Raw genomic sequence first — 22,629 nt, 5'->3', positions numbered from 1 at the left:
AATTTAAGATATCAAAAAATGAGACATATTGAAATGTATTTTGTAAAAGGTAAGAAATAAAAAGAAAGGAGAAAACAAAATGCTGAACAAACAGGGAAAGCAAATGGACCTGATAACAGATTCAAATAAAAATCAAGAGCAATCCCTTCATTTGTTCGTTGTGTTATCCCGTGCATTTAACTGGACGTCTGCTCACGTTCAGAAAGATATTCGACAATATGGATTAAATCCTACTGAATTTGGTGTTCTAGAATTGTTATTTCATAAAGGCAGACAGCCTCTTCAGCAAATTGGTGACAAGATTTTAATCTCTAGTGGAAATATTACTTATGTGGTGGATAAGCTAGAAAAAAAGGGTTATTTGCTTCGTAAGCCCTGTCCGAATGATCGACGAGTTATCTATGCGGAATTAACACAAGAAGGGGAGCAATTTCTCCAAGAGATTTTTCCGAAACATCAAGAAAAGCTAACAGAAGCACTTAGTGGGCTTTCTCCTGAAGAAAAAGAGATTACCATTACTTTGTTGAAAAAGCTGGGCAAGTCAGCCCAAATGAATTTTGCAGATAAGTAGTAGCAAAACAGATGTGATAATAAAAAGAAGCATATTATCCATCTTTCTCATATATCTTTAATTGAAGATACTCAAAATAAAACATATTCCTAAGGAGGAAAAGAAAATGGATGCAGGACTTTTACTTATTCGATTAGTTGTGGGGCTTTTATTTATTGGTCATGGTACACAGAAATTATTTGGATGGTTTGGTGGGCATGGCTTAAAGGGAACAGCAGGGTGGTTAGAATCTATCGGTGTGAAACCCGGCTTGTTGATGGCATTTATGGCAGGCGCCAGTGAGATTGTTGGAGGATTGCTCTTTGCGTCTGGTGTGTTTACTTGGATAGGGGGAGCACTAATCGCTGTAACTATGCTGATCGCTATTTTTACTGTACATGGAAAAAATGGATTGTGGATTACGCAAAACGGTATGGAATACAATCTAGTATTGCTTGCGGTGGCTATCGGGGTTGCATTGATTGGACCAGGTGCATATGCTTTATTCGCGTAAGATATGACCTGTAAAAAGTGAGTAGTATCCAGATTCACTTGCTCTATTGTATGATAATGTTGTACATGAAGACAATGCCAAGAGATATAGGTCAGAATAAGGCCTAATCAGGCAAGAATCAAACAGATTCAAGCAAAATAAAATCAAGTAGGCACAAAAAAGACAGGGGAGCGAGTAAGTGTAGTGAAAACACTGTTCTTTCCTCCCCTGTAACCATTACGATACATACAATGAGAAGAGGAAATTACATGAGCGATTTTACAAACCTAGTGAAAAGTCGGCGTTCCGCAAATAATTTCATTGATGGGGTAGAAATTACCCAATCTGATCTTGAAGAGATCTTTACTTTAGTTAAATATGCTCCTTCTGCTTTTAATCTTCAACATACACACTACCTAGTCGTAACTGATCCCGTCTTGAAAGAAAAGATTTATGAATCTTGCAAGCAGTATAAAGTACATACATCTTCAGCAGTCATTTTGGTGTTGGGGAATCGTTACGCTTATCAAGGAGTGGAAAAAATAAATGAAGGAATGCACCATCTCGGAATTTTGAGTAAACAAGAGCTAGATCGTACAATTGAGACAGTTACAGGGGTATATGAGGGCAATGGCGAGTCATTTATGAAGGAAGATGCAATTCGCAATGCGAGTCTTTCTGCCATGTTGTTCATGCTATCGGCAAAAGATAAAGGCTGGGATACGTGCCCGATGATTGGGTTTGATCCAAATGCTATTAAAGAAATTTTAGAAATTCCTGATGGATATGAAACAGTAATGATGTTTACTATTGGAAAAGAAAAGATATCAAGTCAACGTCCACGTGGTTATCGTAAGCCGAATGGGGAGTTTGTAAGCTACAACGGTATGTAAGTTAAAACATTGCTAAAGCTGTTCAATCGGACATGCTTTGGCAATGTTTTTTTAGGAACTTAATTTGATATAGCATAAACTTGGAATAACGAATATAATTTGTTCTAGGTAAACTTTTTGTCCTAATTTCAAATTAATGGCATAAAGTGAATATTTCCATAAGGAAAAACTACATATCGGAATGGGTGTATTTGTTTCATAGCAAATACTTAAAAGGGAAGCCGGTGTGAATCCGGCACGGTCCCGCCGCTGTAAGGGGAGTCTTATGCAAAAAAGTCACTGGATAATATCTGGGAAGACGCATGGAGATGATGAACCTAAGTCAGAAGACCTGCCCATTCTAAAAATACTGTTAGACCTACGGGGAAATAGGGAGGTGTTAGAATGCTAGAAGACCAAATTGTTCTTAAACAATAGGCATTTCTGACCTTTTTAATCTGGTTGGCAATGTTTTTTTTGTGTTTTAACATTTTTGGAATAATTTAATTTATAGATAAAAGGTGAGGAAATATGTTTTTGGAACGATCTACATTTATCACTACTTTTATTGGACTACTCGCGATTCTAACAATCATGATCGCTGGTTGCAGTAATACAACAAAAGATCAAGTAAATATATCAAATCAAGATCATTCAAAAGCTCTTACGTTTTCCTGGTCCGGAGATATTGGCGATTTAAATCCGCATACGTATTTTCCGAATCAATGGTTCTCACAAGCTATGGTATATGAATCTCTTGTTTACTACGGTGAAGGTGGAGAACTTAAGCCCTGGTTGGCCCAAAGCTGGGATGTATCAAAAGATGGAAAAGAATATGTGTTTCACCTAAGGAAAGATGTTACATTTTCTGATGGCTCACCATTTAATGCTACAATCGTCAAGAAGAATTTTGATACCGTTTTAGCTAATGCCCCACAACATGAATGGATGGAATTAATAAACCAAATGAAAAGCACAGAAGTAGTTGACGAATTTACGTTTAAACTGAATTTGAAAAAACCATATTACCCAACTCTTCAAGAGCTTACGTACATCAGACCCTTACGATTTGTAGGAGAAGCTGCCTTTCCTGACAGTCAAAACACATTTAAAGACGGACTCAAGGCTCCGATTGGCACAGGGCCGTGGGTGCTAAGCGAATATACGAAAAATGAAAAGGCTATCTTTACAAGAAACGAAAAGTATTGGGGAGCTAAACCGAAAGTCGACAAGGTGATTGTTAAAGTCATTCCTGACGGTGAGTCTAGAGTATTAGCTTTTGAGAAAAAGGAAATCGATCTTATTTTTGGTAATGGGGTCATTAGCCAAGATTCGTTCCGATTTCTGAAGGACTCAGGAAAATATGAAACCAAATTATCAGAACCCACAGCTACAAGAGCGCTACTGTTTAATACGAACAGAGAAGCGCTCAAAGACCGCAAATTACGGTTAGCTATCCAGCATGCTTTTAATAAGCAGGCTGTGATTGATCATATCTTTTACGGGACGGAAAGAAAAGCTGACACTTTGTTTGCACCTACCATTCCTTACACAAAAATTGATGTGAAACCGTATGAACACGATGAAGAAAAAGCGAAACAGTTATTGGATGAAGCGGGATGGAAACAAGCAAATGGAAAACCATTTCGGGAGAAGGATGGAGAAACATTACAACTGGAATTGATGTTTATTAGTTCAGACAACATTCAGAAGGCAATAGCGGAATATGTTCAAGGTGAGTTTAGCAAATTGGGGATCGATATTAAGTTGACTAGTAAGGAAGAAGAGAATTTTTGGGCTACAGCGAGTGAAGGCAGTTTTGATTTATTATTTACGGCTAGCTGGGGTGTCCCGTTTGATCCGCATTCCTATTTATCCGCTATAACTACACCTTCCGAAGGTGGAAGTCCGGATTACAAAGCTCTATTAGGGCTACCAGGGAAGAAAGAATTAGATGGAAAAATCAAGGAAGTATTAGTGAGTACAGACGAAGCACACAGAATGAAGCTATATAAAGATATTTTAACTACATTGCACGAACAGGCTGCTTACTTACCAATTTCTTATCAGTCTAATATAGCGGTTTATCATAAAAATATGAGCGGTGTTAATTTCTTGCCTCAAGAATACGAGGTGCCTTTCACTACCATTGATAGTAAGTGAAGTGGGGATATGTAAAAACGACTGAAGGAGAACTAAATGGGTTGGTTTATTGTTAAACGTCTCACAAGTTTACTGCCAATATTATTTGGAATTTCTCTGATCACTTTTATTCTGCTCCACTTAACCCCTGGGGACCCAGCCGTAGCTTACTTGAGGGCGTCACATATTCCTCCAACAGATGAGGCAGTGGCATCCATCCGAGCAGAGCTAGGGCTGGACAAGCCCCTGTATATCCAGTATGTAAATTGGTTAGAAAAAGTGGTTCAATTGGATTTAGGGATATCTTATGTGTCGAAGAAATCGATATGGGATGAAATCGTGCTCCATTTCTTCCCAACAATACAACTAGCATTTGCATCATGCATCCTAATTATTGTTATTAGTTTACCTATAGGAATGATTTCTGCTCTTTATAAGGGGAAAATGATTGATCAGGTTAGCAGAATAATGGCCTTTGTTAGTGTCTCGATGCCTGCTTTCTGGCTTGGATTCCTATTCATCTATTTTTTATCGGTTAAGTTAGATTTATTTCCTGTATTAGGGAGGGGAACTTTTGCTCATCTAGTGCTTCCTTCCTTGACACTGGCTTTTCCTTATATCGGTACGTATATGCGATTGCTTCGCGCTAGTACGTTAGAAAACTTGAATGAGCCATTTGTAGTGTATGCGAGAGCGAGAGGGCTGAGCGAAAGAGTAATCATTAGCAGACATGTCTTTAAAAAGTCCTTATTACCCGTGTTAACTGGACTAGGCATGAGCCTTGGAAGCATGTTAAGCGGAGCCGTTATTGTTGAAACCGTCTTTGCTTGGCCGGGTATGGGCTCTTTATTTGTTACTTCTATTTTACAGCGTGATTATCCGATGATTCAGAGCTGTTTATTGTTTATGGGTGTGATCTTTGTAGTCTGCAATCTCCTTGTGGATATTGCATATGCTTTCCTGGATCCCCGGATAAAATGGGAAGGAGAGCAATAAGCATGTTGAAAAATCTAAAGCAAAAGCTGCTGTCACAAAAGCTCATGATCATTTGCAGCATCATTATCTTCCTCATGATATTATTGGCTCTTTTTGCGCCTTTTTGGTCTCCTAATGATCCGAATCTGGTTGATATCACTCATAAACTGCAAGGCCCTTCCGCTACATTTCCGTTAGGGACCGATCATTTAGGGAGATGTATATGGTCTCGATTAATCTATGGGACACGAACCTCACTGGGAACAGCTTTCATTATCATGGGATTAACCATGACAATCAGTATTCCGATCGGTATTTATGCAGGCTTCAGAGGTGGTTGGGTTGATTATTTGTTCATGCGGATTTGTGATATTCTCATGGCATTTCCAAGCTTGCTTCTGTCCTTAGCTTTGATTGGAATCTTGGGACCAGGTCTTGGGAATCTGATTTTAGCGATGGTGCTTGTCCAATGGGTTTTTTATGCTCGCATTATTCGGGGAATGGTACTTAGCGTTAAGGAGCAACACTTTATTTTAGCAGCTAAGGTATGTGGAACACCAAAGCTGGTCATTGTGCTAAAACATATCTTACCTACGATTATATCTCAGATAGTTGTATTAGCTTTTATGGACATCGGAGGAATTGTTTTAGCTATTTCTGGACTTTCATTTCTAGGTCTTGGCATACAGCCGCCAGAGGCAGAATGGGGAATGATGATCAACGACAGTAAACCATTTTTTAGAAATAACCCATCCTTGATGTTGTACCCAGGTATGATGATCTTACTTGTCGTGATCGCTTTCAACTTGTTCGGAGAAGCCCTGAGGGATGCCTTAGACCTAAGAAGAAAATAGAAAGGAGGATGGAAGATGGGACAGCACCCCATTCTAACTGTTAACAATTTGAATATAGTTGTATCAACACCGCATGGGGTGACTCAGACTGTCAATGAGGTAAGCTTTGAAATAGAGGCTGGGAAAGTGTTTGGGCTTGTCGGAGAGAGCGGATCAGGCAAAACGATGACGTGCATGTCTTTAATAAATCTTTTACCCGATAAGGCAAAGGTGGTAGAAGGGAGCATCACGTTTAGAAATAAGGATATGTTAACTTGTTCAGTAGAAGACATAGGAAAAGTACGAGGTAGTGAGATCGCTTTTATTATGCAAAATCCTATGACCGCCTTTAATCCTGTGCGGACAATTGGTCGGCATTTTATTGAAACACTGAGAACTCATTTGCCTATCACGAAGCGGGAAGCGCAGAAAATGGCTGTAGAGCATTTGGAAAAAATGGATTTGCCAAATCCAGAGAGTATATTGAAGCAATATCCATTTCAGCTAAGTGGCGGTATGCTCCAGCGTGTGATGATTGCGATCACGATGTCCTTACATCCATCTATCCTTATTGCGGACGAGCCCACGACAGCTCTCGATACGACTAATCAACTCCAAATTTTGAAACAGTTGGATAGGATAAGAAAAGAATACGAAACCGGTATTTTATTAGTATCACACGATCTAGGGGTAATTGCTCAGTTGGCTGACGAAGTGGCTGTCATGTATGGTGGGTATATAGTTGAGAAGGCACCAGTATGGAAGTTATTCAATCATCCGATGCACCCATATACTCGTGTTTTGTTACAAGCCAGACTTGGATTAACGAGAAGGAGGGCAAAGAGTGCAAAACGTGTTAGCGTTTCTCCTCCCACTCCACCGAATAGAGACAATATATGCCCATTTTTAGATCGATGCGAGGATGCAGATCACATTTGTGCAACTAGCAAGCTTGAATGGAAGGAATATGAAAAAGATCATCTAGTACGATGTGTAAAATTACGATAAAGTTGGGTGAAAGAAGAGTGAGTCTGCTTGAGTTGAAAGACATAAAGAAAACATACTTGCTTGGTAACTCCGTTTGGAGGAAGCGTAAAACGGTTGAAGCTGTAAAAGGTGTTTCTCTAACGCTGGAAGAAGGGGTATGTCTAGGGCTTGTTGGCGAAAGCGGGGCAGGAAAGAGTACTCTAGGCAAAATTATTCTGGGGCTTGAAAAGCCTGATCAGGGAGAGGTCTGGTTTCAGGGAAAGGACCTTTATCGTTTAAGAGAAAAAGAATTAAAGGAGGTACGGAGAAATCTGCAGGTTGTCTTTCAGGATTGTTATAGCGCTGTAAACCCACGATTAACGATAAGAGAGATTATCGCTGAACCGTTACGAAATTATGAAAGGCTTACGGCTACTGAAGAGATACAGAAAATACAGGGCCTTTTGGAGACCGTTGGATTATCTCCGGAAGATATGTATAAATACCCTCACCAGTTCAGTGGAGGGCAATTACAGAGAATAAATATCGCTAGAGCTATTGCATTAAGACCGAAGCTAATTATACTTGATGAGGCCGTAAGCGCTTTAGACGCTCTTGTACAAGTACAAATCTTACATCTTTTAGCAGAACTAAAAGAAGAGTTTCAACTTTCCTATCTCTTTATCTCTCATGATTTACAGGCGATAAATTACATAGCGGACTGTATAGGGGTGATGTATAAGGGTGAGATTGTTGAATGGTTAGATGATATGGAACAGCTTGAAAGCTTACAACATCCTGTTTCTAAAAAAATAATGTCTTCCGTGTTATATCCTGATCCGGGATTATCTGGGGTGTAAAACATAGGTGTGTGACAGGGAGGGATAGAGTTTTTTGAGCGAGCAAGAAATTTAATCTATCTAAGAGAGTTTCAGGTTAGGTAAAAAATAATATGTATGATATTTATTTTTGACAAGCACCTTTTTGAAAGGGGTTTTCATAGTGTAAATATCGTCCTTTTGAACAAATAAGGTCGAAACTCTCTTTCGAATTACTTTTTGGTGTTTCTGTAACCATACATTCTTTAACTCTTATTTTGTTATTTTGTACCAATTTTGGGTAATTATTGTTTTTTGTGGATGATAGTCTAATAGTGAAATGTTTGGATATACCGATGTGAAAGATATTTTAAATATTCTGATTTGTTTTGAATTCAAGATAATAGGGAAAAGGAACGAGGTCTTTTTGTTCGGCAATATTAAAATGCCACCATTCGAAGTAAATAAAATACTAGCTTTTTTTACTAGTGTTTGGTCACAAAGAGGATTAGGCGAAAAGCTTTTCAAGAACGTAATGTTTCGTTATACTGTCTTAGAGTTTGTAAGAAGGACGTGATCAAGATGAGTCAAGCAGATATACAATACCTTGCTTTAGTGGAAGATATTTTAGAAAACGGATATTATGACAACAATCGCACAGGAATCCCCACAAAGAAACTGTTTGGTCAGCTACTAAGCTATGATTTACAGAAAGAATTTCCGATTTTGACAACCAAATTCGTTGCGTTTAAAACAGCTGTCAAAGAATTGCTATGGATTTACAAGCACCAAAGTAATGATGTGAGGCTGTTGCAAGAGATGGGTGTACGTGTATGGGATGAATGGGCTAAAGAGGACGGAACGATCGGTAAAGCATACGGTTATCAAATTGCTAAACACAAGCAGATAGACAAGCTAATCGATGGCCTCAAAAACGATCCCCAAGGCCGCCGACATATTATTAGTTTATGGGACATGAATGATTTAGAAGAAATGGCCTTGCAGCCATGTGCCTTTCAAACCATGTGGGATGTTACGGACGGTTATTTAAACTGTACTCTTGTACAGCGTAGCGGTGATATGGGCTTAGGAATTCCGTTTAATACTACTCAGTATGCTGTGCTTATTCATATGATTGCGCAAGTCACAGGTCTAAAGCCAGGAAAATTCCAGCATTATATTAATAATGCACATATCTACGAAAATCATTTCGAAGGCTTGCGTACCCAATTAACTAGAGAAGCTTATCCTGCTCCTAGCTTTTGGATTAACCCGGAGATCACCGATTTTTATGATTTTACACCAGATGATGTGAAATTAATCGATTATAAGCATCAGCCAAAAATTGCCATGGAGGTGGCTGTTTAGTGCTATCAAGCATTTTTGCTATGGGGCAGAACCGTGTTATTGGTCGAGATAACCAGCTACCATGGCGATTACCAGAGGATCTAAAGTATTTTCGCCGTATCACAACTGGTCATGCTATCATCATGGGGCGAAAAACGTATGAATCTATTGGGAAGCCTCTACCTAATCGACGAAATATCGTGCTGACGACGCAAGCAAACTATGAGGCGGATGGCTGTGAAATCGCTCATTCGATTGAAGAAGTTCTTGCGATGATAGATAGTAAAGAAGAAGCGTTTATTATTGGTGGGGCAAAAATTTATGAGTTGCTTTTTCCCTACACTAGTAAAATGTATATTACTCAGATTCAGCAGGAGTTCAAGGGAGATGCCTTTTTTCCTACGTTTGATGAATCTGAATGGAAACAAGTTGAAGTGACACCTGGTGTACAAAACGAAGAGAATCCATATCAGTATGAGTTCCAAATATATGTTCGGAGTGTAACGGATTGTCAATAGTCTGAGGACGAACCTCTAGTAATTTTAACTGCCAAACATCTTTGCTCCCTGTATTTTACTGGGAACAAGGATGTTTTTTTCTGTGTGTTTCTTTTTTTTTGCTTATGTATAAGAAAAAATGCATATTTTACACTTTTTTTGTTTATGCCTGTGACCTTTTTCGGATATGATGCGTCAATTGGAGTAGAAACAAACAGTGTGGAGGAAGAGGGATGGTAATGGCCGTAAAGCAGGACGGTAAGGAAAATCCGTCTGTTGCGATAGAGACTGATTACTATGAAGCGAGAGATTTCCCAGAGCTATATGATGAATATTTTGATCGAGTTAATCGTTATTTACGATGTCGTGTACATAGTTCGTGGGATGCAGATGACTTGACAACCAGCGTATTTTTAAAAGCTCTGGAGAAATTTGATCAATATAGCCGTAAAAGCCCATTTGCATCTTGGATTTTTCGTATCGCTCATAATACGTTTATTGATTTTGTTCGTAAGATACGTGAATACCCGACGGAAGCAGAAGAATTATTGTTTATTGAAGCAGATGATGAGTATCAACCGGAATTGCGTGTTTTATCTAAAGAAGAAATGACTTTATTACGGACAAGGTTAAATATGTTATCACAGGATCAGCGTGATGTTTTGACGCTTCGTTTCTTTGCTGATCTAAAAATTTCACAGGTTGCAGAAGTGTTAGCTAAAAGTGAATCGTCCGTTAAGATGATCTCTCACCGCGGAATAAAAGTCTTGCAGAGTTTGTATGAGGAAGGTGATCGCCATGAAGGATGATCTACGTAGTGCATCAGATCAAACAAATGAACATGAACAGACCGTGGTTGAACTCTTGTCACATTTAAGTGATATGCGTAAGGCGGTTCCTGTTAACTATCGATTAAAAGAAGATTTGAAACGTAAATTAATGGAGCAAATGCAAGGGCAAAAACAACCGCATCTTACGATAGTCCGTCAGGAAGAAATAAAGCTCAATGATCAAAAGAGGATCAATCGAAAAAGAGGCTGGTATATGCTAGGGGGGGTAGGAACAGTTGCTTTGGCTGCTTTTTTGTACGTAAACGTGGCTCAGGCAGATGTTGATCTTGCCATTTCGAAGTCACCAATCAGCATTCCTAAGCTGTCTACTGATTCGGCAGTGCTATCCTCAGATTTACAGGTTGCCTATTTGCAAGCCGATAATAAGTTGCACATTATAAGTGGATATGACATTGAAATAGATACTCCTATTGAACTTCCTCAACAAATTGGTACGTATGACTCCATTGCATGGAATTCTACAAGTACGAAACTGGCACTGACAGAAAACAGTCAGGATAAAGGGAAATTGTGGGTTTTACAACTTAATCAGAGTAAAGAAAAGAGTTACGCACCGAGACTATTATTGGAGCAGGAGAACCGTCCAGTAATTGACCCTGCATTTGATCCTAAAGATGAATTTTTAGCTTATACAGTATATAAGCAAGATAAACCTGAGGTTTGGGTGACCAATCTGCGTACCTTTGGAAAAGAGAAGGTAGCAAACGGTTCAAAGGCAGCTTGGTCTCACAATGGTCGTTATCTCTCTTTTGAACAAAATGGAGAGGTTTGTATTTATGATCGACAGACAGGGGAAATCAAGGAAAAAGTGAGAGGAAGCTCACCGTCATGGTTTTCAGCTAAGCAACTTACGATTCTTTCACCAGATGGCGTTATGTTGATGGGTACGATGGATGAAACTATCAAAAACTGGAAAAAAGTAAAACTTCCAGCTGGTATTCAGAAAGAATCGGTAAAGAGGGCTGAATGGACTAGTGATGGAAAGCATCTCTTAATAGTCAACTCTGATCAACAAGGGTTTATGTTTACGCCGCTTGATTTACAAAAATAGGAGGAAAACATATGTGGAAATGGCTGGTAGCGATTACACTCGCTTTCATGGGATTTCAACTTCCTGTTGCGTATGCGGCGGACAGAATTGAAATGAAAACGAAGATTCCATTTGCTGATATAACGAGTCAGGATAATTTGATTCGCGTCCATGCAGATATTACGAATAACGGTGATGCAGTCACAGGTGAGCTACGGTTTTCGATTGAGGAGCTTAATTCAAAGAAAATGGTACTTCCTTACGTAAAAGAGATTACTGTCCAAAAAGGGGAAACAAAACATGTTTTCTTCGATCTACCAAGTGAAGAGATTATAAATAATAGCCGTACATTACAACTGGAGTTTTATCAAGGCAATCAATTGCTTGCTAAGGTGACACCAAACTATCAAGGTAGAGAAAAGCAGTCGGATCAAGTAACGGTTGTTGTCCTTGATCAACACGAAAACAGTATGCAATTCTTAAACCAAGTAAGACAAGAGGGTGCTGGAGACAGTAATAAAGAAGCTGAGTATGCAAATGGGGCTAACTGGAAGAGTATGCTGGTTAGTAATGTGATTCCGGAAGAGTTGCCCACTGAAGCTCATGTACTAAGTAATATCAATATGCTAGTAATTGGAGATATTTCAGCAAATAGCTTACCTTCGGATCAGATAAACAAAATAAAAGAGTGGGTATATGCTGGAGGGAACCTTTTGGTTTCCGCTGCTACTCCTCCAGAAATATTAGACTCTTTTAAAGAGTGGATGCCAGCTTTGACCAGGCAGCCAGGAACCACAAAAGATCTGTCTACCTTCACCGAAATAAGTAAAAAATCAGCTTTGCCTGTTCAACAAATAACAGTGTATAACAAGTCATTACCATTGTTTTCGACCCAAAAAGTGGGTTTAGGCAAGTTGTTTTTTGCTAACTATGATGTCAATGCACAGCCATTGGCTTCATGGGATTTCAACCGTCAGCTTTGGAGTAAACTAGTATCTCAATATGAACTAAATAGCCAAGTGAGTTTTCCTTATCTGAATCGAAATCCTAACTATTATAATTTGGCAAATCATATTCCAGGGATTCATGTACCGTCTGCTTCGGTGTTATTTTTCATTTGGATCGGATATGTACTATTAATTGGACCTATCCTGTATGTGCTGTTAAAACGTAGGGACCGTCGAGACTGGGCATGGGGAATTATCCCTGTTTCAGCCCTAGTAGTTAGTGTTGGAGCACTTTCTTTTGGTAAAAATTTAATAGCTCCAAGTGATAAGCTGTATACTGTAAACCAAATTATCTCGATTAAACCTGATTTAGCGATAATAAAATCGGATGCAACTGTTTTGAAGCGTTCTGGGGGAGCAGTTACCTTGGATACTAAAGATGGGTTAATTGTTCCGGGAAATCTTTTACAATACACGGAAAAAAACAAAAACAAATATGCCTATACCATTAGACAAAACGATCGTGGGCAATTTCAAACAACGATAAATCAAATCCCATATATGACTCAAAAGTCAATTAATGGGGGAGGTTTGGTTAAAGATGTTGGCCAAATACAAGCTGATTTGATTTTTGAACAAGATCATATCAAGGGAACGATAACGAACAAGAGTATTTTTGATTACCAAGAGTTGTATCTAACAATGGGGAATCGGAGAATGGAGCTGGGCTCTCTTGCTAAAGGGGAGACTAAGCAGATAAATGAAGAGATTAAACCATTTTATAAACAAGATTTCTCTTTAGAAGACATGGCCTATCCTACTCAAAATGAGCGGCAAAAAGCCATGCTGTACGACAATTCACTGCAAGCAGTGGGCAGTGTCAACGGAATGAATTTGGTAGGTGTAAGCAATAGCCCATATCAGGTCTTTACTGCATCTGAACAAGGCTTTGTACAAGATTACCTTACCTTTGTTCAACAACCAATCCTGTTAAAAGATGCTCAAACCAATCGCATTACGTATCCATATGGAACATTAGGGGTTCAGATTCTTAGTACGGAAGGTAATGTAAGTCGAGAGGATCATGATGAAGTTACTATGTATAATGGAAAAGTAACGTATGGATTACAAGTACCATCCAATGTGGAATTAACGAACGTGATGGCTCCACTAGATAATTTCGCTTATCAATATGTGAAGAAAGCAGTGTATCATGCAGCTTCTCGTGAGTGGAAAGTCCTTGATAGTAATAGCGCATTACAGTTAAAAGACAACCCAAAAGAATATGTCAATACGGAAGGATTTATATTGATCAGATTCATTTATGAAGGAGATTCACCTGTCTCCATTCCACAACCTGTCTTCCAGTTGGAAGGAAAGGAGAAACAATAATGATACAGACGCAGAATCTCTCCAAACGATATGGGAAGTTTGAAGCCCTAAAGAATGTGAATCTATCCATTCAAAAGGGGAGCGTTTATGGGTTTATTGGGCCAAATGGTGCAGGCAAGAGTACGACGATGATGATTCTTGCTACTCTCCTACCAGCTACCAGTGGAAAGGCTTATGTTGGCGGATATGATGTAGAGAAGGAACCTAAGGAGGTTAAACAGCTCCTAGGCTACATGCCTGACTTTTTTGGTGTTTATGATAATTTAAAAGCTACAGAATACCTTGATTTTTATGCAAGGGCATATAATATTCCAGCCCGAAACCGTTCTAACTTAGTAGCTGATCTGTTAGATTTGGTTAATCTCAGTAATAAAGCTGATGCTTATGTCGATCATTTGTCACGTGGAATGAAACAGCGTCTTGGTTTAGCGCGTTGTTTAGTTCATAGTCCAGAAATTCTTATTTTGGATGAACCTGCTTCAGGATTGGACCCTCGGGCACGCATTGAAATGCGAGAAATCTTAAAGAAATTACAAAGAATGGGCAAAACAATTCTAATTAGCTCTCATATCTTGCCTGAGCTAGCAGAGCTTTGCGACGAGATTGGCGTCATCGAAAAAGGCCAGCTCATTGCAAATGGAGCTGTTAACGAAGTGAGCACAGAGACACGCGGTATCTCTATTATGCAAGTAAAAACATTGGGTAACGTAGAGCTTGCAGAACAAATCCTACATGCCTCTCCTTTTGTGAAACGCTTAGATAACAAAAACAGTCATTTCCGTTTTCACTTTACTGGTACACCAGAAGAGAAGGTTATTTTACTACAGCAGTTAATACAGGCGAACATCCCTGTCACACATTTCGCAGACTCACAAGAAAACCTGGAGGATGTGTTCTTAGCTATTACGGAAGGGGTGGGCAACTAATGGGGCATTTTTTTGGTAATCCGCTTATTTCCAAAGAATTGCGAGAGAGATTTCGCTCTAAAAGGTCAATCTGGATTCTGTTTAGCTATCTAATGGTTTTTGGTGCTGTGCTGCTGGGGTATTTAACCATTATGGAGAAAACTAACACGTTTTTTTTAGGAGAGGGAGATGATCTATTTTTGGCAATGTCCGCTCTGCATTATGCCTTGATTTGTTTTATTGCGCCGGCATTAGCAGCGGGAACAATTAGTGGTGAAAGGGAAAGGCAGACCCTTAATATCCTATTAACCACTCAATTATCGCCACGACGGATTATTTTGAGCAAGCTGGTTACATCCCTGTCTTTTATGTTTCTCTTAATTATGGCTTCTCTGCCTCTGTACAGCTTTGTATTCTTGTATGGTGGGGTATCGCCATCTCAAATTTTTAGTATCATTCTCTTTTTTGCTATCAACATCCTGTTTTTTGGCTCGTTAGGGATTTTTTGTTCAACATGGGTTAAACGAACCGGTGTAAGTACGATTATTGCATATGGAATTGCCTTTTTCTTTGTGGTAGGTACAGGGTTTCTCTTATACTTTTTGGTAGCGATTTTGTATTACTGGTATCCTGACAGTAATGGAATAGAAAATTTTTTCCTAATAAAGTGGTTAACCTATATTAATCCATGCATAGTCGGTTCACGTATTCTTGGCATGACGCATTTCTCTTCTGTATCGAGCAGTGAAGATTTTTATTGGGGCTATTTCGCAAGCTTTTATCTAGTGCTAAGTATAGGTTTATTATGCTGGTCTGCATACTTATTAAAGCCAGTGCGCCGTCCCTGGACACGAAAACAAGAGAGCAACGGTGAATGCGCTAGAGAATAGCCTAGCTTGGTGGATTCATGCTATACTACCCAAAGAATGGCTGAGAGAATGCAGGGGGTAATAACCATGGGACAACAAAATAATCAACAAGATGTACAAGTGTTAGACTATGAAGAGATGCTGCAATTCGTAGAAAGAAAACTTGCTGAAGGCGGCATGAAAGTAGGACGCCAAGAGATTATTGCAATCTTGGAAGCGGAGGAAGCTTTTTTGATTGAAAAAGGAGTCATTGAAGAGATTCCCTACGAGGCTAATTAGTTTACGTTTGTAACAGAGCAAACAGTGGTAGATAGATGGATGAGGCCGTCTCCCCAGAAGGAGACGGTCTTTTATGTTAAAGAACTTCTCATAGACTTTTCCTAAAAAGCAAGGTATGCTAAGAAAGGTGTAGGGGAATACTGGAATAGAACTAGTTAAATTGGCTAGTATCTAGTATGTTATGTAACTCCACACCAAACATATGAGTTGCTGTCTGAATGGACGACGATACATAACCTAAGCGAATAAGAGCAGGAGGCATATACACATGGAAAACGAAAAAGATTTGGCTTTAGGTGATATCATCACACTTGACGATGAAAATGGCGAAGAAATGGGCGATTTTGAAGTAATCGCGATGTTTGAATTAAATAACAAACAATTTGTTGCACTTACAGAAGCAACCGAAGAAGACGAGATTGATGAAGAAGGCGAAATCGACATTTATGTGTTTGGTATTGAAGAGGGAGAACTAGTTCCATTGCTAGAAGAAGAGGAAGAAGCTGCTCATGCAAAATTGCATGAGACAATGGAAGGCATTGAACTGATTGACCGTACTCACGAGTAAAAGAACCATGTAAAAATGTGATAAATCAAAACCCGGAGCTACTCTCTACTCCGGGTTTCTTGCTGGTTTGAACACCCTACTGATTATATTGCGTATTCATTTCAATAATATTATCTTTTAAATCATGCACAGCCAAGATGCAGGTTTTATCCGTTTCTTCCAGTTCTCGAACTAAGGCAGAGGCTTCGTCTTTGGTTAGTCCAATATGTTCGAGCTTAGAACGTAATTCCTTCCCACCATTGTCAAAAAAATTGGCTTTGCTGTCGATATGGCCTTTTGCTTTTTCAAAATGAGTACTATATTTGTAAAAATTGTCGCGTTGATTGGAATGATTTTTATCAGGATTCCATTTCAACACATAAATGTCATCTTTAGCATAACCAGATGAATTGAGTGCTTCAATGTCAGCCACCAGATGCTCGTCGTACTTATGCAGCTTTACAAACGGTTTCGTTGCACTTAGCACAGGTTCATCCTCCTCGCAAATAGGTATGGGTTCACTATCTAGCTTGCCCTGTAATTATGTCTTTACCCTTGCCATCTTTGTGGCAATCAGACGAGCTAGCCTTGTACGAATCGTTACTTTTTGCTAGAATAAGTTATTATTTCATACCCAAGCAGACATTTCTGGTGAGGAGAGTTTCACATGCCAAAGTTTAAGTTATTTGCAGGAAAAAAAGGTGCAGCCGATCAAAAGAAAAACAATCAATATGTTAAGTTAGCTCGTCAAATTTATGTAGAAGCTAGAAACGGCGGACCTGACCCCAATGCAAACCTGAAACTAAAAGCAATTATTGCCAATGCACGAGCTATTAATATGCCCAATGACAATATTGAGCGTGCGATTAAAAAAGCTACGGACAGTGGCCAAGGGGATAATTACGAAGAAATCCGTTATGAAGGATATGCTCCAGGCGGCGTCGCTGTTATCGTAGAATGCTTGTCTGATAATCGAAATCGTACAGCCGCTGACGTTCGCGCTATTTTTGGTAAACGCGGTGGTAATATGGGTGAAACAGGCTCTGTAAGCTTCATGTTTGACCGTAAAGGTGCGATTGTTATTGACCGTGAACAATTTGAAGTTGATGAAGATACAATGCTGATGCAAGCCCTAGAAGCTGGTGCAGAGGATTTGATCGTGACAGAGGAAGAATACGAAGTCATTACGCATCCTCACGAATTGGAGCAAGTAAAGCAGGCTTTGGAAGCAGAGGGATACAAATTTACCAATGCTGAAGTACAGTGGATTCCACAAAACACTGTCAAGGTTACAGGCGAAGATGCTGAAAAAATCCTGAAGATGATGGAAGCATTTGAAGAGAATGACGACGTGCAAAATGTGTATGCGAATTACGACATCGATAAAGAAGAGCTGGAACGTATTCAAGGCTAAGTCTTTCAGCCATCTTGTCCAAACGGCAGGGTGGCTGTATTTATCTATAAGAAACGAACTAATGTTCCTGTTGTTTAGAAAGTAGAGTGTACATAAGAGGCTTATTTTTTGAAAGAGCTGGGTTGCAAAAAAAAATACATATGAAAAAGCAGGAAGAACGTTACCTTTGTTAGAAAGGGATAAAGATGGCTATTTTTCTACAAGAATAGAGAAAATCAAGATAAAAGGTGAAATTTTCCTGTATGTAGGTTTGTTACTGTGGAACAACAAGCAAAATACATGTATAGTAGCAACTATGTAAGAGCTTTCATGTAAAAGAGTTTTTTCTTTTCATGAAATGAGATAAAATAGCGATTAGGTGTTCGCTTGAGGAACGTTGATTGCGAGTGTGTAAGAGGGGAGAACAGAATGGCTGATAATCGAGCACTATCATATACCGAAGACGATATTCAGGTCCTGGAAGGCTTGATCGCCGTACGTAAAAGACCTGGTATGTATATAGGCTCCACCGGATCACGCGGTTTGCACCACTTAGTGTGGGAGATCGTGGATAATGCTAAAGATGAAGCTTTGGCTGGCGTGAACGATCGTATTATTGTCACTCTTTATCCGGATGGTAGCGTAAGCGTCGAGGACCACGGTCGCGGTATACCAACAGGTATGCATAAATCTGGACGTCCAGTGCCAGAGGTCATTTTTACCACACTTCACGCAGGTGGTAAATTTGGCGGTGGCGGGTATAAAAAAAGCGGTGGTTTACATGGAGTTGGCTCCAGTGTCGTTGTTGCTTTATCTCGCTGGCTAGAAGTAGAAATCCACCGAGAAGGAAACATTTATAAACAACGCTTTGAATACTTGGTGGACAAGAATGGACAGGAACTTGTAGGTAAAGCGGTAACGGGCCTTGATATTGTAGGAAAGTCTAAGCGTACAGGGACAACCGTAACGTTCCAACCAGATCCGGAGGTATTTACAACCACTAAATTTGATTACGAAACCTTGCGTGACCGCTTCCGTGAAACAGCTTTTCTGTTGAAAGGCTTACGCATGGTGTTAATTGATAAACGTACGTCAGAGACACGTAAAGAAGAATTCTATTATGAAGATGGTATTAAATCATACGTAGAGTATTTAAACGAGGGAAAAAACGCTCTCCATTCTGTTGTTTACTTTGATGGAGAGAAGGATAATGTGTATGTAGAGTTAGCCTTCCAATACAATGATGGCTATACTGAGACACTAGCTTCGTATGTGAATTCGATCCCTACAAATGATGGTGGAACGCATGTCACTGGCTTTAAAAATGCCACCACAAGGATTTTTAATGACTTTGCCCGCAAGAAAGGGTATATCAAAGAAAAAGATCCTAATTTGACCGGGAATGATTTACGTGAAGGCTTTCTAGGTGTGTTATCCCTGCAAATGTCTGATGTCCAGTTTGAATCACAAACGAAAGACAAATTGGGTAATGAAGAAGCACGTACCATTGTAGAACAGATTATCTCGGAAAAATTGGGCTTTTTTCTAGAAGAAAATCCGGAAATCGCTAAGCTATTAATTGATAAAGCATTAAAATCGATGCAAATTCGTGAGGAGCTTCGCAAACAAAGAGAAGCGTTGCGCGGGGACAAAAAGGGGAAGAGTGCTAAGAAGCGTAAATCCATTTCTGAAAAATTTGCACCACCTCAATATAAAAATCCGAGTATTAATGAGCTTTTCCTAGTTGAGGGTGATTCGGCAGGGGGATCTGCTAAGCAAGCTCGTAACTCCGAATATCAAGCGATTTTTGGTTTGAAAGGAAAGCCGTTGAACACGGAGAAGGCTAAATTATCCGATGTTTTATCTAACGAAGAGTTCAGAACGATTTTAGAAGTGCTGGAGACAGATATCGGTGAAGAATTTTCCATAAAAAATTGTGCGTTTGATAAAATTATTATCATGTCAGACGCAGACGTGGATGGTTCGCATATCCAAGCGCTGTTATTAACCTTCTTCTTCCGATATATGCAGCCGCTTATTGCCTCTAATAAGCTTTATATTGCTCAGCCACCTCTTTATCAAGTAGCTAAAGATGGTGGAAAAGGCAAGAAGGGTGCAGAATCCTATTATTGCTGGGATGATGAAGAATTGGACATCGCTCTGAAAAAGTTAGGTAAAGGGGCAAAAATTACGCGTTATAAAGGCTTAGGTGAGATGAACCCAGATCAATTATGGGAGACGACAATGGACCCTGAGAACCGGAAGTTAATCCAAGTGTCTCTTGCAGATCGGGCTCATTGTGAAAAATTAATTACGGTTTTAATGGGCGATAAAGTCCCTCCTCGCCGTGAATGGATCGAAACCCATGTCACATTTGAAGTAGGAGAGGATGAGTAGCATGTTTTCTAATCGTTTAATTGAACAAAGCTTTGCAGAAATCATGGGAAAACGTTTTGGGGATTATGCCAATTTGGTTATCCTCTCACGCGCCATTCCAGATGCTCGCGATGGCTTAAAGCCGGTACAACGCCGGATTTTATATTCGATGTACGAAGAGAATAACACCTTTGATAAACCATACCGTAAATCAGCAAAAACAGTTGGTTCCGTGATGGGTACCTACCATCCACATGGGGATGCCTCCATTTATGAGACTATGGTACGAATGGCACAATGGTGGAAGATGCGCCATGTGCTAATTCAAGGTCAAGGTAACTTTGGTAGCCTTGATGCCGATCCTCCAGCTGCGATGCGATATACCGAGGCACGCTTATCTGCACTGGCTAATGAATTATTGCGAGATATTGAAAAGGATACGGTACCTTTTATCCCGAACTATGATAATTCTACGGAGCAGCCTGCTGTTTTACCAGCACGGTTCCCTAATTTGCTGGTGAATGGAGCTTCTGGTATTGCTGTAGGTTTTGCTACGGATATCCCTACACATAATCTCGGAGAAGTAATTGATGCTACGATCGCAATGATGCGTAAACCGTCCATTACGACTGATGAGCTTATGGAATACGTCAAAGGCCCAGACTTCTCTAATAGGGGCATTGTCCAAGGCGTATCCGGTATTAAAAAGGCATTTGAGACCGGTAGAGGTCAGTTTATCATTCGTGGACGCGCTGATGTTGAAGAGGCCAAAGGGAACAAGCATAAGCGTATTGTGATTAGTGAGATCCCATATGACGTTGTTAAGTCGAAGCTAGTAGCTCAAATCGATGAGCTAGTTATGGAACGTAAGATTGAAGGTGCACTAGCTGTTCGAGACGAGACTGGGCGTAAAGAAGCTGAGCTAAAGAAGGTACGTGTCGTAATCGATCTGAAGAAAGAAGCTGACGCCCAAGCGATACTACATTATTTATATAAAAATACCGATTTACAGATTTTTTATAACTACAACATGAATGCTATTTATGAGGGCACCATCAAGCAGATGGGCCTCAAGCACCTACTGGATGCCTATATTTCACATCAAAAAGAGATGGTGACACGTCGATCTCAATTTGATCTAGACCGAAAAGAAAATCGTCAGCATATCGTCGAGGGATTAATTCATGCTAAGTCAATCCTTAGACAAATCGTGGATTCGATTATGGATTCGGAAGATCGTGCGGATGCCAAAAAGAATATTATTGATAAGTTTGGTTTTACTGAACTTCAAGCAGACGCTATTTTAAACATTCAACTAGCTTCTCTCACACGAATTGATATTGTAAAGCTTGAGAAAGAGCTACAGACGCTTGCGAAGGAAATAGAGGAGCTAAAAGCTATTCTAAGTAGTGAGAAAAAGCTAATTTCTGTTCTGGTTGCTGAGTTAAGTGAAATTAAGAAAAAATATAGTGAGCCACGTATGACCGAGATTCAGGGTGAAATTGAGGAAATTAAACTCGATTTATCGATGCAAATCCAGGTAGAGGATTGTATTGTGACAGTAACGCATGAAGGGTATGTTAAACGAGTTAGCCCACGTTCCTTTAAATCAATGGGTGGTTCTATTGAAACCTGCGGGGTAAAGGAAGGGGATAAGGTACGGACCTTCTGTGAAACCAATACTTCTCATACAGCACTATTTTTTACTCAGGATGGTAAATATTTCGCTATTCTGGTAAACGATATTCCTGATGCAAAATGGAAAGATATCGGGACAGCGCTGGTGAATGTGCTTTCTCTGGAGAAGGGGCAAAGAATTGTCGCTGTACATATTGTTGATAGCTTTGACAAGCCATTATATGTTTGCCATTCAACAAAAAGCGGCTTACTTAAAAAGACGGCGCTAAAAGAGTATGGAACCAACCGATCTGGTGCAGTAGTTGCTATTAAATTAAAGAGTAGTGAAGATCAAGTAAATCATGTTCATTTGATTAACGATGAGGGAGCGTTTGTTGGCGTCACGCAGGATGGCATGGTTATCCGCTTTTTACAAACGGAGGTATCGCCAACAGGTCGAGCTTCAAGTGGTGTCAAAGCGATTAACTTAGCAAAAGACGACCAATTAATTGACCTGCTGGTTACTGATATAGAAGATAATCGTGTCTTGCGAGTGTTAACTACAGAAGGAGTAGTGAAACGTACTTCCATTGCTCAAATTCCACTACAGGGTCGAGCTGGTAAAGGCTTACTTCTGATCCGCAGAAGAAAAATGAATCCGCATCAGATCAAGGCGATTTTGTTGGAAGACCCCAATTCCCCTAAGTGGATTCTTGTCACAAAACGTGGAGATTTGATACCTGTAGAAGCAGATCAAGTGCCGATATCGGAACAGGGTGGAATTGGTCGCACAGTTGTTGAAGAGGCTTATAACCACGTTTTGTTAGAAGCCACAATTCCATCACATGAAGAAAAAGAGTCGGATGACGAGGGATAAATGGAGTCAGCAATACAAACGATTACTTTTTCATCCAACTAAGAATAGCAGCC

21 protein-coding genes and 1 riboswitch are annotated in these 22,629 nt (G+C 39.7%); of the genes, 20 read left to right on the top strand and 1 reads right to left on the bottom strand.

Going from position 1 to position 22,629, the window contains the following annotated elements; genetic code table 11:
* Positions 1-79 precede the first annotated feature (79 nt).
* From ACQV1I_RS15770 to ACQV1I_RS15690, 17 genes are all read left to right on the top strand, one after another.
* On the top strand, positions 80-571 hold the full coding sequence (locus ACQV1I_RS15770) for a MarR family winged helix-turn-helix transcriptional regulator (RefSeq protein ID WP_116334101.1): 492 nt from the start codon (positions 80-82) through the stop codon (positions 569-571).
* Between the two features lie 106 nt (positions 572-677).
* The gene (locus ACQV1I_RS15765; RefSeq protein ID WP_116334100.1) at positions 678-1,064 is read left to right on the top strand and encodes a DoxX family protein; all 387 of its coding nucleotides are present in this window, start codon (positions 678-680) and stop codon (positions 1,062-1,064) included.
* A 248-nt stretch (positions 1,065-1,312) separates the two neighbouring features.
* Positions 1,313-1,936: a nitroreductase family protein gene (locus tag ACQV1I_RS15760; RefSeq protein ID WP_116334099.1), complete on the top strand. Its 624-nt coding sequence runs from the start codon at positions 1,313-1,315 to the stop codon at positions 1,934-1,936.
* A 166-nt stretch (positions 1,937-2,102) separates the two neighbouring features.
* Positions 2,103-2,289, top strand: a riboswitch (cobalamin riboswitch).
* Between the two features lie 157 nt (positions 2,290-2,446).
* The gene (gene nikA, locus ACQV1I_RS15755) at positions 2,447-4,078 is read left to right on the top strand and encodes a nickel ABC transporter substrate-binding protein (RefSeq protein WP_116334098.1); all 1,632 of its coding nucleotides are present in this window, start codon (positions 2,447-2,449) and stop codon (positions 4,076-4,078) included.
* A 36-nt stretch (positions 4,079-4,114) separates the two neighbouring features.
* Positions 4,115-5,053, top strand: a complete 939-nt coding sequence (nikB, locus tag ACQV1I_RS15750) for a nickel ABC transporter permease (protein ID WP_116334097.1) — start codon at positions 4,115-4,117, stop codon at positions 5,051-5,053.
* A 2-nt stretch (positions 5,054-5,055) separates the two neighbouring features.
* The gene (gene nikC / locus ACQV1I_RS15745) at positions 5,056-5,886 is read left to right on the top strand and encodes a nickel ABC transporter permease subunit NikC (RefSeq protein ID WP_094699629.1); all 831 of its coding nucleotides are present in this window, start codon (positions 5,056-5,058) and stop codon (positions 5,884-5,886) included.
* Between the two features lie 15 nt (positions 5,887-5,901).
* A complete protein-coding gene (locus ACQV1I_RS15740; protein ID WP_116334096.1) occupies positions 5,902-6,873 on the top strand; it encodes an ABC transporter ATP-binding protein in 972 nt (323 codons plus the stop codon).
* A 17-nt stretch (positions 6,874-6,890) separates the two neighbouring features.
* Complete coding sequence (nikE, locus tag ACQV1I_RS15735; protein ID WP_116334147.1) at positions 6,891-7,691, top strand: nickel import ATP-binding protein NikE; 801 nt, start codon at positions 6,891-6,893, stop codon at positions 7,689-7,691.
* Positions 7,692-8,231: 540 nt separating this feature from the next.
* Entirely contained in the window at positions 8,232-9,017 is a 786-nt protein-coding gene (locus ACQV1I_RS15730; protein ID WP_094699632.1) for a thymidylate synthase, read from the top strand.
* Complete coding sequence (locus ACQV1I_RS15725) at positions 9,017-9,514, top strand: dihydrofolate reductase (RefSeq protein WP_094699633.1); 498 nt, start codon at positions 9,017-9,019, stop codon at positions 9,512-9,514. The genes ACQV1I_RS15730 and ACQV1I_RS15725 overlap by 1 nt, the downstream gene beginning before the upstream one ends.
* A gap of 212 nt (positions 9,515-9,726) precedes the next feature.
* On the top strand, positions 9,727-10,302 hold the full coding sequence (locus ACQV1I_RS15720) for an RNA polymerase sigma factor (protein ID WP_116334094.1): 576 nt from the start codon (positions 9,727-9,729) through the stop codon (positions 10,300-10,302).
* Positions 10,292-11,395, top strand: coding sequence for a TolB family protein (locus tag ACQV1I_RS15715; RefSeq protein ID WP_094699635.1), 1,104 nt, complete (start codon positions 10,292-10,294; stop codon positions 11,393-11,395). Before ACQV1I_RS15720 ends, ACQV1I_RS15715 begins: the two co-directional genes overlap by 11 nt.
* 11 nt (positions 11,396-11,406) lie before the next feature.
* Complete coding sequence (locus ACQV1I_RS15710; protein ID WP_116334093.1) at positions 11,407-13,713, top strand: hypothetical protein; 2,307 nt, start codon at positions 11,407-11,409, stop codon at positions 13,711-13,713.
* Positions 13,713-14,639 (top strand): ABC transporter ATP-binding protein, encoded by a 927-nt coding sequence (locus ACQV1I_RS15705; RefSeq protein WP_116334092.1) that lies wholly within the window; start codon positions 13,713-13,715, stop codon positions 14,637-14,639. The genes ACQV1I_RS15710 and ACQV1I_RS15705 overlap by 1 nt, the downstream gene beginning before the upstream one ends.
* Complete coding sequence (locus tag ACQV1I_RS15700) at positions 14,639-15,508, top strand: ABC transporter permease (RefSeq protein ID WP_116334091.1); 870 nt, start codon at positions 14,639-14,641, stop codon at positions 15,506-15,508. The genes ACQV1I_RS15705 and ACQV1I_RS15700 overlap by 1 nt, the downstream gene beginning before the upstream one ends.
* A gap of 66 nt (positions 15,509-15,574) precedes the next feature.
* On the top strand, positions 15,575-15,766 hold the full coding sequence (locus ACQV1I_RS15695) for a hypothetical protein (RefSeq protein ID WP_018670500.1): 192 nt from the start codon (positions 15,575-15,577) through the stop codon (positions 15,764-15,766).
* A gap of 268 nt (positions 15,767-16,034) precedes the next feature.
* Entirely contained in the window at positions 16,035-16,334 is a 300-nt protein-coding gene (locus tag ACQV1I_RS15690) for a DUF1292 domain-containing protein (protein ID WP_018670501.1), read from the top strand.
* 76 nt (positions 16,335-16,410) lie between these two features.
* On the opposite strand, the gene ACQV1I_RS15685 is transcribed toward ACQV1I_RS15690, so the two are convergent.
* Positions 16,411-16,800, bottom strand: a complete 390-nt coding sequence (locus ACQV1I_RS15685; RefSeq protein ID WP_094699639.1) for a general stress protein — start codon at positions 16,798-16,800, stop codon at positions 16,411-16,413.
* Between the two features lie 180 nt (positions 16,801-16,980).
* Here ACQV1I_RS15685 and ACQV1I_RS15680 point away from each other — a divergent pair, with 180 nt between their 5' ends.
* From ACQV1I_RS15680 to parC, 3 genes are all read left to right on the top strand, one after another.
* Complete coding sequence (locus ACQV1I_RS15680; protein ID WP_094699640.1) at positions 16,981-17,727, top strand: YebC/PmpR family DNA-binding transcriptional regulator; 747 nt, start codon at positions 16,981-16,983, stop codon at positions 17,725-17,727.
* A 408-nt stretch (positions 17,728-18,135) separates the two neighbouring features.
* On the top strand, positions 18,136-20,103 hold the full coding sequence (locus tag ACQV1I_RS15675) for a DNA gyrase/topoisomerase IV subunit B (RefSeq protein ID WP_116334090.1): 1,968 nt from the start codon (positions 18,136-18,138) through the stop codon (positions 20,101-20,103).
* Between the two features lies 1 nt (position 20,104).
* Positions 20,105-22,576 (top strand): DNA topoisomerase IV subunit A, encoded by a 2,472-nt coding sequence (gene parC / locus ACQV1I_RS15670; RefSeq protein WP_116334089.1) that lies wholly within the window; start codon positions 20,105-20,107, stop codon positions 22,574-22,576.
* Positions 22,577-22,629: the final 53 nt, after the last annotated feature.

The organism is Brevibacillus sp. JB24b, from assembly GCF_051713385.1.
Taxonomy (GTDB): domain Bacteria; phylum Bacillota; class Bacilli; order Brevibacillales; family Brevibacillaceae; genus Brevibacillus_B; species Brevibacillus_B laterosporus.
This window is presented reverse-complemented; position numbering and strand designations above follow the sequence as displayed.

Coding starts and splice junctions, on each gene's coding strand:
- ACQV1I_RS15740 (WP_116334096.1), top strand. CDS start 5,902: ATGGGACAGCACCCCATTCTAACTGTTAACAATTTGAATATAGTTGTA.
- ACQV1I_RS15705 (WP_116334092.1), top strand. CDS start 13,713: ATGATACAGACGCAGAATCTCTCCAAACGATATGGGAAGTTTGAAGCC.
- ACQV1I_RS15700 (WP_116334091.1), top strand. CDS start 14,639: ATGGGGCATTTTTTTGGTAATCCGCTTATTTCCAAAGAATTGCGAGAG.
- ACQV1I_RS15695 (WP_018670500.1), top strand. CDS start 15,575: ATGGGACAACAAAATAATCAACAAGATGTACAAGTGTTAGACTATGAA.
- ACQV1I_RS15710 (WP_116334093.1), top strand. CDS start 11,407: ATGTGGAAATGGCTGGTAGCGATTACACTCGCTTTCATGGGATTTCAA.
- ACQV1I_RS15770 (WP_116334101.1), top strand. CDS start 80: ATGCTGAACAAACAGGGAAAGCAAATGGACCTGATAACAGATTCAAAT.
- ACQV1I_RS15765 (WP_116334100.1), top strand. CDS start 678: ATGGATGCAGGACTTTTACTTATTCGATTAGTTGTGGGGCTTTTATTT.
- ACQV1I_RS15690 (WP_018670501.1), top strand. CDS start 16,035: ATGGAAAACGAAAAAGATTTGGCTTTAGGTGATATCATCACACTTGAC.
- ACQV1I_RS15680 (WP_094699640.1), top strand. CDS start 16,981: ATGCCAAAGTTTAAGTTATTTGCAGGAAAAAAAGGTGCAGCCGATCAA.
- ACQV1I_RS15730 (WP_094699632.1), top strand. CDS start 8,232: ATGAGTCAAGCAGATATACAATACCTTGCTTTAGTGGAAGATATTTTA.
- nikB (WP_116334097.1), top strand. CDS start 4,115: ATGGGTTGGTTTATTGTTAAACGTCTCACAAGTTTACTGCCAATATTA.
- ACQV1I_RS15760 (WP_116334099.1), top strand. CDS start 1,313: ATGAGCGATTTTACAAACCTAGTGAAAAGTCGGCGTTCCGCAAATAAT.
- ACQV1I_RS15675 (WP_116334090.1), top strand. CDS start 18,136: ATGGCTGATAATCGAGCACTATCATATACCGAAGACGATATTCAGGTC.
- parC (WP_116334089.1), top strand. CDS start 20,105: ATGTTTTCTAATCGTTTAATTGAACAAAGCTTTGCAGAAATCATGGGA.
- nikA (WP_116334098.1), top strand. CDS start 2,447: ATGTTTTTGGAACGATCTACATTTATCACTACTTTTATTGGACTACTC.
- nikC (WP_094699629.1), top strand. CDS start 5,056: ATGTTGAAAAATCTAAAGCAAAAGCTGCTGTCACAAAAGCTCATGATC.
- ACQV1I_RS15720 (WP_116334094.1), top strand. CDS start 9,727: ATGGTAATGGCCGTAAAGCAGGACGGTAAGGAAAATCCGTCTGTTGCG.
- ACQV1I_RS15715 (WP_094699635.1), top strand. CDS start 10,292: ATGAAGGATGATCTACGTAGTGCATCAGATCAAACAAATGAACATGAA.